Raw genomic sequence first — 15,400 nt, 5'->3', positions numbered from 1 at the left:
AAAAAACTTCAGAATGCAGCTCAGAGGTGTAAAAGACAAAGCATTCATCTTATTCAGATTAGCTAAACTTTTTGCCTAGTCCCCAACTTTTGCGCTTGATCCCAATTTACTTAATGAAAAGGTTGCTTTCCCCCAAAAGTAGAATTTGACGGAAAAAGTTTTCAAACACCTAAAATGAATATTGTTGCTCAATGTATCTACCAGTATAACAACGGATTAGGAAATAAAAAAACCGACATCGAAGAGTAAAATCTTCAAATGTCGGTCTTGTGACCTCGACAGGATTCAAACCTGTAACCTTCTGAGCCGTAATCAGATGCGCTATTCAGTTGCGCCACGAGGCCTTTTGTTATCTTCTTGATTAACGGTTGCAAATATACCACTTTTTTCCGTTCTTTGAAACATGAAACAGAAAATTTTACTTTTATTCACGGTCTTCTCGCTAATTGCCTGTAAAAGAGAATCAAAAATTTCGTCCTCAGACTGGACAAATATCTCAAACCGCACCCAATTTAAGGAACATGATGGTATCCTGGAACTGAAATCGGGGAATTTTACTTATAACTTTAAGCAAAATCAAACACCTTTCAAGAAAATAATCCTGTTGAATGCAAGTATGGCCGGCTATATTTCGGAGCTTGGAGCAGAAAATTTAATTATAGGAGTTTCCAGTCCGGAGTATATTTATTCAGAAAAAATTCAGAATCTGATTAAAGAAGGAAAAATTCAGAATGTAGGAAGCGAACAGAAATATGATGTGGAAAAAATTATCTCTATGAAACCGGATGCTATTTTTACCAATCATATTGCAAGTTTTGACAATACTTATGAGCTTTTAAAGAATAATGGTATTCAGGTGATATTTCTGGATGAATACATGGAACAGAAACCTTTGGAAAAAACAGCTTATATCAAAATTTTCGGAGAACTTTTAGGAAAAGAAAAAGAAGCAGAAGCTAAATATCAGGAAGTTGAAAAAAGTTACAGCGATCTGAAACAGCTTGCGTCAAAAGCAAAAGAAAAACCTGTTGTACTTGCCAATGAAATGTATGGAGATGTTTGGTATCTTCCGGGAGGAAATACTTCCGTGGCTCATTATATTTCGGATGCCAACGCTAATTATATCATGAAGGATAATAAAGATGAAAAAGCATTGACAATGAGCTTTGAGGAAGTTTATGCCAAAGCAGGAGGGGTTCAGTACTGGGTAAATGCAGGAAGTCATGCTTCGAAAAAAGAAATGCTGGGCATGAATCCTTTCTATGGGAAGCTGGATGTGTTCAATAAAGGGAAAATGTATACCATTGCGGGAAAAGAAAAACTGAAAGCCAATGATTTCTTCGAAAGTGGCGTGGTAAGAGCAGATTTGATCCTTAAAGATTACATTAAGATCTTCCATCCGGAACTTTTACCGGATTATCAGCTTACTTATATGAAAGAATTGCAGTAACTCGTACTATTTGCTTATTTTTGTCTTTCCTTTTTATCAAGTTATGTGGAAAAAAATTAAACAGCTTATCTTCATCATTCTTGTTTTGAATGTAGTTTTCATTATCTGGGGTAGATTCTTTAATCCGCCCATTACACTTACCCAGATAGGAGGGCTTTTTGAATATGGAAAACTGCATAGAGATTATATTTCCTATGATGAAATGGGAAATAATGTGAAAAAGGCCGTAATAGCCTCGGAAGACCAGAAATTTTTTGATCATGACGGTTTCGATTATACAGCCATCGAAAAAGCCATGAAATATAATGAGAAAGGCAAAAAAATAAGAGGAGGAAGCACCATTTCCCAGCAAACAGCAAAGAATGTATTTCTATGGCAGGGCAGAAGCTGGGTGAGAAAGGGGCTTGAAGCTGTGTATACTTTCATCATCGAGAAAGTATGGACTAAGGATATTATCCTGGAAAGATACCTGAATTCCATAGAAATGGGGCAGGGAGTATTTGGTGTAGAGGCTGCTGCTCAATATTATTTTGGAAAATCATCCAAAGATTTAAGTACCTCAGATGCAGCCTGGATTGCTGCTGTATTGCCTAATCCAAAGAAGTATGATCCTAAAAACCCATCTCCATATCTAAGAAAGAAACATAATTGGATTATGAGACAGATGAGGAATGTGAGTTTGAAATAGTATCTTTGTCCTAATGAAATTCTTTAATTCCAGCACAAATTTTGAGTCAGTTCTTAAAAAATATTTTTCTTTTAAGAACGAAACTCTTTCTTTAGAACCCTTTGCGGAGTTTCTGGAGACTGTAAAAGAGGCGGACTTCACAGATGTGCTCAATTTCTTCAGAAGCAATCCTAATTTTGCGGACAACTTTAAGTATTATATCCATAATATTTTTAGAGAAAGACCTTTCAACCTTTCCCTGACGGAAGCGAATATTCTTTCAGAAAATGCCTTTTTCCCGGAACTTAAGAAAAGAATACTGAACAAGGTTCTTCCACCCGTTGAAAACGAAAACACGGTGTGGTACATGATCGATAACGTCAGTATGAGACCGAAAAAGGATTTGAAATACCTGCATAATCTTCCTGAAAATGAGATCAATGAATTTTTAAACATGTTGGGAGCTTCGGATTTTATTATCCGCCCTAACGTTAAAAAGGAACTTATTTTCTCAATGAACATCCTTTCCTGGAGGGTAACAGGAATGGCGATGGAAGTGGAAGTAGTAAGAATGGCACCTCAATACAGAAATTTAGACAATCCGTTTCTTGCTCTTCAGAATGAGCTGGAAACATTAGCGGATGATCTTGTAAAAGACCCTGAATTACAGCTGCATTCAAAAGACAGCAGATTTAAGCAGATCAAAATCTATGCAGAGCAATGCCAGGAGTTTGTGAGTATTGCTTTTAAAAATTCAGCCAAATATGGTATTTCAGGAAAGATTAATCAATCCCTGTTAAAAATTCGTCAGCAGACGGAAAGAATATATGAAATTACTCAGTTATTGGTTATTGATACAGATGAAGATGTTCAGATAAAGTCTAAACAGTTGATTTTTAATATTCTGAATTATAAGTCTCACAAAAATAATATCTCAGACCTGATTAATGACAGCACGCGGCTGATTTCTCACCTTATTACCAATCACACTGCAGAAACTGGTACTCATTATATTACCTCTACCCGTAAGGAATATATGACCATGTTCTACAAAGCGAGTGGCGGTGGGATTATTGTAGGAGCACTTTGTGTTTTGAAAATGCTTTACGGATATATTCCCGGAAGTGATTTTTCACATGCCTTTTTATATTCCATGAATTATGCAATGGGATTTGTGATGATTTATCTGATGGGCTTTACCCTTGCTACAAAACAGCCTGCAATGACAGCTGCCACGATGACAAAAGTATTATCCGAAGAAGGCAATGCCCAAAGAAACAACACGGAATTTGCCCATTTGGTCTCCAAATTATTCAGAAGTCAGTTTATTGCCTTTGTAGGGAATGTGTTGCTCGCTTTTCCGGTGGCTCTTGCCATTATTTACGGATTGGATGTGTTTTTCTCACAAAATCTTGCTGTAGAACGTTCTGATAAATTGTTAAAAGATCTTGATCCTTTTAAATCAAAAGCTATTCTTCACGCAAGTATTGCCGGATTCTACCTTTTTATTTCCGGGATCATTTCCGGGAATATCGGGAATAACTCTGTGTTTTATCAGATTCCGGAAAGAATTGCCAAAAACCTTTCCATCAGAAGCTTTTTCGGAAAAAAATTCGCAAAAGGACTTTCGAAATATTATGCTAAAAACTGGCCGGGAATCATTTCTAATTTCTGGTTTGGGGTTTTCCTTGGAGCAACTGCTCCGGTCGGAATGTTCTTCGGGCTGGATCTGGATATCAGACACATTACCTTCGCAGCCGGTAACTTTGCCTTAGGACTATATGGAAAAGATTTTTCTGTAGATTCTTATACATTCTGGATGTCTTTTGTAACAGTATTTCTGATTGGTTTCTTCAACTTCCTGGTAAGTTTCAGTTTGTCAATGTTCCTGGCATTCAGGTCAAGAAAGATGAACTTTGGCCAGGTAAGTGAAATCTATAAAGAGATTTTCAGATATTTTACGAAACATCCGCTGAAATTCTTCCTGCCATTACAATCCGGACTGGATAAAAAAGCAGATGATCTCATGAGCAGTACGATTTCCAATAAATCAGAAGAAGATTAATGGTATTTAAAATAAAAAATGCTACCCTCTCAAAAGTGTCATTCTGAACGAAATGAAATGTAGTAAAGAATTTCATCTGTCTGGTTTTCAATAAGATTATTTCTTCGTCAGAATGACAAAAGCTATATTGTTTGACTTTTGAGACATTCGTATTTTTCTACAGATATAACTTTAGTCTTACAATATTTGAAGGTCTTTAAATTTATCCGCTCCGAATTTATCCTGAAATTTCTTGAGATAGAAGCTCTTTCGCATCTTAAAATCATGTTTCAATAAAGGAGAATCAATTTTGATTACGATACATTCATTTTCTATATTGACACTTCTGATTTCTTTGAAAAGACTTTCATCAAGATATTCTTCAAGGAAGTCTTTGATGTCAAAAGCCACAAGTTTATCTTCAAAACCATAAATTCTGGCAAAAGATTTTACCAGCTCAGAGGATTGATATTCACGTTTTTTCTTCTTCATAGTCGTAGTGCGGGTTTCATAGTCGTGATTCGGTTTTTTGAGTTACGTGACTCGGGATATGTTTCGAATGATAAGTTAAGATAAAAAAATCTATAATTTGGAGAATCAGATTTAAATATTTTATGATTTTTAATTATAAATTTTGGTTTCAGAACCTTTTGATGGTTAAACCTCAAAAATTATACTCTCTTCATTGATTTTCTTTACCACATTTTCTGTACGTTCTCTATGAGTATCTGTGATAAAAATCTGTCCGAAACTTTCTTTATTAACCAGCTCAATCAATTGTGAAACCCTTGTATCATCAAGCTTATCAAAGATATCATCAAGCAACAGGATAGGAGTCTTTTTGGTGAGCTCTTTTACAAGACTCATCTGAGCCAGCTTTAAAGAGATCAGGAAAGATTTCTGCTGTCCCTGAGAACCGATTTTCTTGATTAATACATGATCCATTTCAAAAAGAAGATCATCTTTATGAATTCCTTTCGAAGTATAAGTAAGCATACGGTCTTTTTCAAGACTTTCCTTTAAAAGATTTTCAAAAGAATCCTCCAGCAGATGTGATTCGTAAATAACAGATACTGTTTCTTTTCCACCGGAAATAATCTGATAGAAATTCTGAACAATAGGATTGAGCTGTTCTACAAAATCTTTTCTTTTCTTAAATATTTTTGTTCCAAATCTGGTGATCGGGTCATCATAGATTTCCAGAGAATCTTTATCCCATGTTCTGTTTTTGGCAAAATATTTCAGTAAGGCATTTCGCTGCTGGATGGTTTTCTGATACTGAATAAGATCAAAAAGATATTCTGAATCCGTTTGAGAAATCATAGCATCCAGAAACTTACGCCTGCTTTCCCCGGAATCCGAAATAAGATTGGAATCATAGGGAGAAATCATAACACTTGGCAAATATCCGATATGATCTGCAAGCCTGTCATAGCTTTTATCATTCTTTTTGATGACCTTTTTAGCTTCTTTAGGCTGAGTGATTCTGATGATATCTTCATTGTCTTCATTCTGAATTTCAGCATCAATGGTAAAAAAGTCTTCCTCTTGTTTAATATTGTTGAGGTCAGTATTTCCTAAAAAGCTTTTTCCTACGGATAAATAATGCAGGGCATCCAGAATATTGGTCTTTCCCATACCGTTATTTCCCACAAAACAGTTGATTTGCGGGGAAAATTCAAATTTTTTCTCAGAGTGGTTTTTGAAATTGTAGAGGGAAAGCTTCTTAATAATCATTCGTCAAAAATACTCCATTATTACTAAAAATAAAAAAGGAAGTGCGGAACAAGTTTCCACTCCGAATGAGAAATAAGCATCATCTCTTTTATTATCAGAGAAATAGATGAGAATATAAGTTATAATGCTTGCCATAAAAAATGCGAAGGCATACTGAAATTCAAGATAGAAGATCCCAATGATAGTACTGATGAAAACAAGGGTGTAGGCAATGTATTTGGTGTTATCAATACCTATCAGCATAGGAAAGGTTTTTACCGTATCACTATTCATATCCCGGATATCAAAGGGAAGTACTAGAGCCGTAATAAAGAAAAAACTGATCAGAAAAATAGGTATACTGAATTCAGGAAGGGTAAGCCAGCAGTTGACCAATGCCCACACCAATCCTACGTAGAAAACTTTCAGTAAAGGAATTTTCCGGATATAAACATCAAGAAAAAAGCTATTATAAAGTAGTCCCAGCACAACAATAATAAACCATTTTAAAAGTCTTATTTCATTATGATTATGAATGATTAAAAAAGCGCAGACAATTCCTGCAATGGCATTCATGATCACTATTTTGAAAAAGTGTTTGGTGTATTGGTATTTAGTATACAGATAACCACTGAAATAAGTAATGAAAATTAGTGCAAAGGTAGGGAAACGGAATGTGTTTTGCTCTTTCATGAAAAATACTGCAAAAAGAGTTCCCATAAGGGAGACATAAAGCTGACTGTCTATGACGGTTTTTTTCAGTATTTTTAAAATGTTCATTTATCAAAATTAATATATATGAAAAGATTTTCCAAGATTTTTCTGCTTTTGCTTATAATGCTGAGCTTTTCAACGGTGTCCGCACAGAAATATTACGATACCCAATGGAAAAAAGTAGCTGAAAACAGTACAAAAGGAGCCTATAAATCTAATCTTCCCATTATTTTAGACATACAAAAACAAGCCATGAAAGAAAATAATGCCTTCGAGCTGATCCGTTCTCTGAAAGCGGAATTCAGTATTGTGGACCAGACAGTGGACGATGATCAGAATGATGATGCTTCACGGTTTTTCAAAAAACTTAAAAATGCAGAAGGGAAAATAAACGGAGAGGGAAAACTTATATTTAAAGTTCTGCTTAATGGTTTTTTCATGGATTATTACAACCAGAATGCATGGAAAATAAACGGAAGAACCAATATCAACTCGCAGGACGTTTCACAGATTGAAACCTGGAGTAAGCTGGATTTTAAAAATTATCTGACTAAAAACTATCAGGAACTTGATCAGGAGAAGCCTGAAATGAAAAAGATTTCCCTGGAAAAGTATAAGAATATCTTTTCAGAAGCTGGAGATATCGCTTATTTCCCGACATTATCAGATTGGTATGGCGTAAAGAAAATAGGATTTTTATCTGAAAACAATATTTTCACCAAAAATGAACTGGCTGCCAACCGTACAACAATTAATGCAACTTATGATGAACTGATCGGGCAGAATACAGGAAATTCAAGGCTGTATTTCATGAGAGAAAAGATCACGGAAAACTGTAGCTTCAATCATTGTAAGGATAAACTTCAGCAGCTTCAGATTCTTTTGAAATCTAATGTAGAAGGAGATTATAAAGTAATGATCATGGGAGATGTCATGGATGAGCTTACTAATCAGAAGAAACCTAAAGAAGCTCTTGCATTGGCTGCACAAGCTAAAAGTGAATATCCAAAATCTCTTTTTCTGGAGAATATTAAAAGCAAAGAAGTCCAGATTGTCAATCCATATCTGAATTTAAAATATGAATCTCAGACTCAGAATAATCTGCCCATTCATTTTGTTGCACAATATAAGAATGTATCAGAATTTACCATGAATATTTATGAAGTAAAAGAGGATTTTACGTCACTGCTTCAATACGTTCAGAACTCTTATTCCAATACTTTCGGAAATCTAAAAAAGAATCTGGTAAGAAAGGAAAAATTTCAGCTTCCGGATCCCAAAGATTATCAGAGCCATACAAGTTCTCTGGAAGTGAAGCCACTTCCTTCAGGAGTATATGTGGCAGAATTTACCGTTGCAGGAGCAGATATGAAAGATACTGACTCCAGACAGAATTTTTACTTTCTGGTTTCCGGGAACAGAATAATTTATCAGGCCAAAACAGACAGAAAGCCTCTTTCTGACGAACTGAAATTAGTTAATAGTGAGAATGGTAAGCCTTTAGCCAATGAAGGTCTTCGATTTTATGAATTTGTTTCCAATAAAACTCTAACTAAAATTGAGGGAACAACCAGTGCCAGCGGAGTATTTAAGCTTCCTGCTACAGACAGCAAAGAATATTACAGAACTTTCCTGATCCAACAGCCTAAAACAAATGATTTCCAGATCATGCAGGTGTATGGAAACAGAGGCTATGCTGATGATTATAATCCAAATAAACAAACGCGTTCAACCGCTCAGATTTTTGTAGACAGAGGAATTTACCGTCCCGGGCAGACTGTTTATTTCAAAGTGATCAATACCAGAATCAACAAGGAGGTGGAAGCTGTTCTTTCAGGATTAAAACAAAAAATCACTTTATTGAATACCAATAGTGAAGAGGTTTCTTCACAGGAATTTACTACCAATGAATTTGGTTCTTATCATGGAAGTTTTATTCTTCCAAAAGGAAAACTGAACGGAAACTTTTATCTGAGAATAGAAGGAGAAAGCACAGGATATAAAAATTTCAGGGTAGAAGAATACAAAAGACCAAAGTTTGAAGTAACCTTTGACCCTGTTAAAGAGGAGTACAAATACGGTCAGACTATAGAACTGAAAGGAAAAGCTGTCATGTTCTCAGGTGTTCCGCTGAGCAATAGCACAGTGAATTATGAAATCAAAAAACAGAATATCAGATGGAGGTATTTCAGCTGGTATCCGCAGAATGATGATAATGAAAATTCAATTCTTGGCGAAGCAAAAACCAACGAGAAAGGAGAATTTACAATTCGTTTAGAACTTAAAAAAGATGAAAAGCTGGAAGGAATACAGATTGATAATTATGCCATCAATGCCTCTGTGACAGACATCAATGGAGAAACGCAGTCCGCAGATACCCAATTAAAAGTAGCGTCAGTTTCTCATTACATTCAGGCAGAAAATATCACTAATATTTTTACTGACGAAAACGTGAAATTGAAGGTGGAAACCAAAAATTATAATGATCAGAATCTTAAGAAACCTTATCAGGTTAAACTATCCAAACTGAAGGCTCCGGAAAGAATTTTCAGAGATAATTTCAAATCTGATGTTCAGAACTTGCCGAAATATTCAAAAGAAGAATTCATCAGCAAATTCCCACATGATCTTTTTGATAAAAATGACGAGATTAAAAACTGGAAAACTGAGAAAGTATTAGTTGAAAGACAGCAGCAGCCATCCGCTGAAAATGCTCAGCTTTCAACGAATCTTGATTTAGGAAAACTGGAAACAGGAGATTACGAGTTGGAACTTTTCAATATAGAAGGAAAAGATACCATCAAAACTTCACAGTATTTCAGTGTTTGGGATAAAACAGCTTTAAAACCCACTCAGAAAACATTTCTTACAGTGATCGCTCCAAAAGAAGAATTATCAAGAGGAGAAAAAGCAAAAGTTTATGTTTACTCAGCAGTTCCTGATGCATTGGTGAATGTTTTTGTTCAGGACGGCTCCGGAAAAACGATTTCAGAAGTTCGTCAGATGAAAAACGGAATATTAGAATATACGGCTGAAATTCCTAAAGATAAAAGTGTTTCAGAGCTGAATCTTCAGTTTCAGCTGGTAGCATTTAATGATGTCAATACAGAATCTGTTTCTTTAAAAATAAAAGACACAGAAAAACCTTTAAAAATTGAAACCGTAACCTTCAGAGATAAGTTGGAGCCGAATGCTAAAGAAAAATGGACGGTAAAAGTAACCGGAAATGATAAGGAAAAGATCAATGCTGAGGTATTGGCGAATATGTACGATATGTCTTTAGATCAGTTTGCTACCAATAGCTATAGCTGGACAAAATTATACACTCCATTTGTAATTATTACCTCTTATGGAATCAGAAATTACCTGCAGCAGCAAAACTATCAGAAGAGATTTAGATATTTCGAAGATAGATATATAAATGTTCCTCAGTTTAACTGGTTTGATGGTGATTTTAATCACTATGTATTAAAAGGAAAAGCTTCAGGAGCAATGGTTAGCAATGCAGTAATGCCGGCTCCTTCTGCGGTTGCAAAAGAAGCTGCAATTGAAGAAGTAGTCGTTACTGGATACACAAAGAAATCTAATATGCACTATGATCAAGCCTCAGCTGCAAGAGTAAGAGCACAGGACGCGAATGGAGGTGAAGGTTCGGATGGAAAGGACCTTGAAAAAATTCCTGTACGCCAAAATCTAAATGAAACCGCCTTCTTCTATCCGGATCTGAAAACCGATGCGGAAGGAAATGTAAGCTTTGAGTTCACATCTCCGGAAGCACTGACAAAATGGAAACTGATGTTCCTGGCACACACTAAAGATGCAAGAGCCGCTACGTTGGAAAAAGAAGTAGTTACCCAGAAAGAATTCTCAGTGACTCCAAACTATCCGAGATTCCTGAGAGAAGGAGACGAACTGAATCTGCAGTCTAAATTATCCAACCTTACCGATAAAAAACTTAATGGTTCTGCCGAATTACAGATTCTGGATGCCTTTACCAATGAAAATATTTCTTCGAAATTCGGAATCACTTCAGGAGTACAAAATTTTAACCTGAATGAAAACGGAAGCAGCGCACTGACATGGAAACTGAAAGCTCCGGACAATGTTTCTTCGATCATTTTTAAAGTGGTGGCCAAAGCAGGAGCTTATTCTGACGGAGAACAACAGGCGGTGGCCGTACTACCCAACAGAATGCTTGTGACTGATGCCGTTCCGGTTTTTGTGAAAGAAGGCGAAACCAAAACATTTGTACTGGATAACCTTAAAAATAATACATCCACAACAGCTTCTAATGTTTCGAATACATTAGAACTGACAACCAATCCGATCTGGGAGATCATGTTTGCCCTTCCAAGCCTTAAAAATGATCAGAATAATTCTGCCGATGTAATCTTTAATAAATGGTTTGCTGATGTTTTAGCTTCAGAAATATTCAAAGCCAATCCGAAAATGAAAACGGTTTTTGAAGAATATCAGAACAAAGGATTATTACATTCAAACCTTGAAAAAAATCAGGAACTGAAACAGCTGTTGCTGGAAGAAACGCCTTGGGTGCTGGAAAGCAAAAATGAAGGAGAGCAGATGCAGAAACTGGCATTGCTGTTTGATGTCAATACGATGAAAAACTCCATTAATCAGGATTGGGACGATTTCAAAAAACTACAGAATCCTGATGGTGGATTCTCCTGGTATCCTGGTTACCCAAGCTCTTACGGAACATCATTGTATATCCTTAAAAATTTAGGAAAAATCAATTCCTGGTTAAAAGATAATGTGAAAGACTATCAAAGTACAGATCAAAAAGTGCTTGTAGCTCAATTGATTCAGTATGTAGACAATGAGGTTGCCAAATATTATGATGTGAAAAAAGACAATGTCTGGAACAACTGGGCAATGGATTATCTTGATACCAGAAACTATTGGGAACAGCAATATCCATTGAAAGGAAAAGGGGCTACATTGAAAACGTTGGTAAAACAAAAGGCAAAAACAGCGAAAATAACCGATTTTACATTCTTCGGACTTCACCGCGCCGTATTATTAATGAACGATTATGGTCTGAAAGAGGTGTCTGCAAAGTTGATGACCTATCTTAAAGAAACTTCTACAGATACCAAAACACAAGGGGTTTACTGGAAACAAAATCTGAATGACTGGGGATGGTTTGGTTCAAAAGTGGTTAACCATGCCGGAGCACTGGAAGCTTTCAATACGTTAAAATCTAACGACCAAAACTTTATTGAAGACATGAAAATCTGGCTGGTAACCCAAAAAGAAGTGAACTCGTGGGGAAGCTCAAGAGGAACTGCTGAGGTGATCTTTACCATTTTGAATTCAGGAAAATCATGGACCGGAGCAGAAAGTGATAAAGCTACTATTGTTTGGGGTGGAAAAGAAGTCGCACCGCAGACGCAGGCAACAGGCTATGTAAAATCAAGTATGAAACCAGAGACTGTAGATAAAAACTTAGCTACTGTAACCGTTACAAAACCCGGTCCGGGAATTGTTCAGGGAGGATTGTTCTGGCAGTATTACGAAGATATCGATAAAATAAAATCTTCTGAAAGCTATATTTCTGTAACGAAAGAACTGTATAAAAAAGTGAAAACCGTAAACGGTGAAGAGCTGCAGAAAATTTCAACTGAAACACCGTTGAAAGTAGGAGATAAAATTACCGTTAGAATGATTCTTAACACAGACAGAGCGATGGAGTTTATTCATATCAAAGATATGCGTGCAGCAGGATTTGAGCCTGTAGATGTATTATCCGGGTATCAGTGGAAAAATAATCTGGGATACTATCAGTCTGCCAAAGATGCTTCTACCAATTTCTATATTCAGTATATGCCGAAAGGAAAATATGTATTTGAGTATGATGTAGTAGCTAATGCATCCGGTAAATTCTCCAATGGAATTACAACCATGCAGAATTATTACGCACCACAGATGAATGCTCACACAAAGGGAAGTAATGTGACAATTTCAGAGTAATGGATATACAACAAGAACTCTAGTAACTTTTACTGCAGTTTTTTGTTTCCGGATTTTCAGTAAAAATAGAATTAATTCTAAAATTCAAACATTCGTTTAATTGTGGAATAGTTTTTGGAATTAAGATACTAGCAATTAAAAAAATTATTAAAAGATGAAATTTTCTAAAACTTTAATAACAGGATTAGTATTAATGACTGGAATAAATGCTTTCGCACAAAAGAAAGCAGAAAAGTTTGAAAAACTGCAGATTGAAATGTTCCCAAAAGCAAAAGAAGGATATAAACAAGTATATATTCAGCTTCCTGTAGCAAAAAATGAAAACGACTTAAAAGTTGAGCTTTTTGTGGGGGCTGAAAAAATGTTAGACTGTAACAACTATTTCTTAATGGGAGAAATGAAAACACAGGATCTTCAGGGATGGGGATACAACTATTATGAAGTAGAATCTAACGGGGAAACAGCAGGAACACTGATGGGTTGTCTGGATAAAAAACCAACTAAAAAATTCGTCACGCTAAAACCTGAAATCGTAAGATACAACAGTAAACTTCCATTGGTATTCTATGTACCGAAAGATATCGAAGTTCGTTACAGAATCCTGCGTCCTGATGCTGCCATGAAAAAAGCAGTTCAAAAATAAATCAGCTTATTATAATCATACAGAAAACTCCTCACAGCATGTGGGGAGTTTTCGTTTTTTTCAGGGTAAAATAATTCGTCATTTCTTTGCTAAGTGAAACGCCCTTGCGAACGAATTCAAATCTATCAACAATGCTTTTGCGAACACTGCGTTGTATTTTAGGTTTCGGATAAAGCCAATTGAAGTTTAATTTTTTTCCAAACGGACTAAAGTCCGTTCCTATTGAATATGATCTCTCGCAGTAAAGATCGTTTTTTCAAAGTTTATTTACTCCGTTTATCGTTCCGCAGAAATCCAGCTTTTAAAATTTATAAAGAGAATAAGTCCAATTTTATTCAATAGAAATGGGCTTTAGCCCATTTAATTAAAAGATTTAAGCCCCTTTGGCTTTAGCCTAAACTTACACTCAGTTTGACAGAGAGCAGATTATATATTTTCAAAGTTTATCCACTCGTTTGTCTTTCTTCGGGAGTCATCTTCCAAAATTCAAACTTAGTTTTTCAAATAAAACCTTGTTTTACCCCTTTTATTTCCTCAGAAAAATACAATAAAAAGACTATGAAAAAAGCAGAGCTAATTATTTTTTCAAAATTTTTTAAGTTTTAATTAACATTTAAACGCTTTGGGTAAAACTTTATTTTGCAGGGTTTTAAATCTAAACAAATTTTAAACTTAGTTTAAATTCACTGTATTGTAGAATTATCTTTAAAGATTTTAACAATTTTTGCATTATATTTGTTGTAAACATAAACCATGAAAAACAATTTATTGATTTTTACGTTTAGTTTTTTTGCTTTCCCCGCTTTTGGCTGGGCACAGTCTGCGCCGGATTTTAAAGAACTTCTGGATAGTGCGATGGTTCGGGACTCGAACCTTAAAATGCAGATTACCCAAAACAAACTTACCGATCTTGATGAACATAAACTGAAAGATATCTTTCTTCCAACTCTGGAATTGAGTGGCCAGGCAGGTTATCTCAACGGAACAGCAAGACTGACGTCACCCGAATTTAATCTTGCTCCCTTCATCAATATTCCCGAAGGGACTTTCAATAATAACTTCAACGTATCAGGTTTTTCCGGTATTGCCAAGGCAGATGCCAAAATGCTTCTGTATTCAGGAGGAAAGGTGAAATACATGAAAAAAGCCGTGGAGGAAAAGAAAAAGTCTGAAGATATCCTTCTGGAGAAAACAAAAGATGAGGTGATTGCCACTATTTCTAAAGCGTATGATCAGCTCGCACTGATTCATCAGTCTAAAAAGGTTCTCGATGAAAGTAAAAAAAGGCTTGATATCAACAGAAAAACAGCCGATAAAGCCCTTGGTTATGGTTTGATAACACCTTATGACCATAAGAAAATTGAGCTGGCCCAGGCTACTTTAGATGCCAAAATGGTAGAATATGAAGGGAAAAAAGAATTGCTTCTTACCCAGCTTTATATTTTAACCGGAATCAACAGAGAAAGGCTCAGAATGATTGATCCTGTATTATCTCCGGTGGAATTGCTGGCTGCAGAAAAAGGGATAGAGCAAAGAGCCGAAATTCGTGCTCTGGAACATGGAATCAGTGCTGCAGACTATAAAATAAAAGCAGAAAGAACATGGATGATTCCTAAAGTACAGCTGATGGCTTCTGCCTATTATTTCGGATTGTACGGAAACAGAATAAAATCCTCAGAAAATGTTATTCCAGCTGTTCCCATTCTTGGATATGAAGGGAAAAAACTGGATTGGAGACCCAATAATATCAATGTATTTCCATTGATTACTGCAGGGGTTGGTTTTAAATGGGAAATTTTTGACGGGAAAGAAGGAAAACATGCAGAAGAAACCGCCAAAGTAGGAAAAGAAGTATTACAGAATCAGAAAGAAGATGCTTTGAAAAAACTGACATTGAATCTTGCCAATAATCAAACCAATTATGATATTGCTTCTGCACAGATTACGCTGAAAGCTAAGGAAAAAGAGCTGGCAAAAAATGCACTCGTGCAGGCAGAAAAAGAATTCAGATACGGAATGAGTAAATCTTCACAGCTTATTGATGCCGAAAATGATCTTGAAGTTGCAGAACTCGAATATCAGAATGCCATTTTCAACCAGAGAAGAGCGGGAATAGAACTGATGAGGTCTACCCAGGAACTGGATATCACCAAATTTTATTTAATCCCTTAAAAA

Annotated in this window: 9 protein-coding genes and 1 tRNA gene; 6 read left to right on the top strand and 4 right to left on the bottom strand. The window is 35.8% G+C overall.

Translation table 11 applies throughout. The annotated features are described in order from the left end of the window. Window positions 1-270: 270 nt before the first annotated feature. A tRNA-Arg gene (locus EK417_RS17280) sits at window positions 271-344 on the bottom strand. A gap of 59 nt (window positions 345-403) precedes the next feature. Here EK417_RS17280 and EK417_RS17275 point away from each other — a divergent pair. Genes EK417_RS17275 through EK417_RS17265 form a run of 3 tightly spaced genes read left to right on the top strand, consistent with a single transcriptional unit; the run spans window position 404 to window position 4,182 of the window. Beyond that, the gene (locus EK417_RS17275; RefSeq protein WP_076597223.1) at window positions 404-1,450 is read left to right on the top strand and encodes an ABC transporter substrate-binding protein; all 1,047 of its coding nucleotides are present in this window, start codon (window positions 404-406) and stop codon (window positions 1,448-1,450) included. 43 nt (window positions 1,451-1,493) lie between these two features. Further along, window positions 1,494-2,138, top strand: a complete 645-nt coding sequence (gene mtgA / locus EK417_RS17270; RefSeq protein ID WP_110366909.1) for a monofunctional biosynthetic peptidoglycan transglycosylase — start codon at window positions 1,494-1,496, stop codon at window positions 2,136-2,138. 13 nt (window positions 2,139-2,151) lie between these two features. After that, window positions 2,152-4,182 carry a transporter-like protein gene (locus EK417_RS17265; RefSeq protein WP_136522865.1) on the top strand — a complete coding sequence of 677 codons (2,031 nt, stop codon included), beginning with the start codon at window positions 2,152-2,154 and terminating at the stop codon, window positions 4,180-4,182. Window positions 4,183-4,359: 177 nt separating this feature from the next. On the opposite strand, the gene EK417_RS17260 is transcribed toward EK417_RS17265, so the two are convergent. The 3 genes from EK417_RS17260 to EK417_RS17250 all read right to left on the bottom strand — a co-directional run bounded on the left by EK417_RS17260 (window position 4,360) and on the right by EK417_RS17250 (window position 6,657). Further along, window positions 4,360-4,653: a hypothetical protein gene (locus EK417_RS17260; protein WP_076597226.1), complete on the bottom strand. Its 294-nt coding sequence runs from the start codon at window positions 4,651-4,653 to the stop codon at window positions 4,360-4,362. Window positions 4,654-4,818: 165 nt separating this feature from the next. Continuing rightward, complete coding sequence (gene recF / locus EK417_RS17255; protein ID WP_110366906.1) at window positions 4,819-5,898, bottom strand: DNA replication/repair protein RecF; 1,080 nt, start codon at window positions 5,896-5,898, stop codon at window positions 4,819-4,821. 3 nt (window positions 5,899-5,901) lie between these two features. Next, entirely contained in the window at window positions 5,902-6,657 is a 756-nt protein-coding gene (locus EK417_RS17250) for a UbiA prenyltransferase family protein (RefSeq protein ID WP_076597228.1), read from the bottom strand. Between the two features lie 18 nt (window positions 6,658-6,675). Between EK417_RS17250 and EK417_RS17245 the strand changes: the two genes are divergently transcribed. From EK417_RS17245 to EK417_RS17235, 3 genes are all read left to right on the top strand, one after another. After that, complete coding sequence (locus tag EK417_RS17245) at window positions 6,676-12,582, top strand: alpha-2-macroglobulin family protein (RefSeq protein ID WP_136522864.1); 5,907 nt, start codon at window positions 6,676-6,678, stop codon at window positions 12,580-12,582. Between the two features lie 154 nt (window positions 12,583-12,736). Beyond that, window positions 12,737-13,225: a serine protease inhibitor ecotin gene (eco, locus tag EK417_RS17240; RefSeq protein ID WP_136522863.1), complete on the top strand. Its 489-nt coding sequence runs from the start codon at window positions 12,737-12,739 to the stop codon at window positions 13,223-13,225. Window positions 13,226-13,978: 753 nt separating this feature from the next. After that, window positions 13,979-15,397: a TolC family protein gene (locus tag EK417_RS17235; RefSeq protein ID WP_136522862.1), complete on the top strand. Its 1,419-nt coding sequence runs from the start codon at window positions 13,979-13,981 to the stop codon at window positions 15,395-15,397. The last annotated feature ends 3 nt before the right edge of the window (window positions 15,398-15,400 follow it).

Source organism: Chryseobacterium candidae (genome assembly GCF_004916905.1).
Lineage (GTDB): Bacteria > Bacteroidota > Bacteroidia > Flavobacteriales > Weeksellaceae > Chryseobacterium > Chryseobacterium candidae.
The sequence above is the reverse complement of the archived record's forward strand: the minus strand, read 5'-3'. Positions and strand labels throughout refer to the sequence as shown.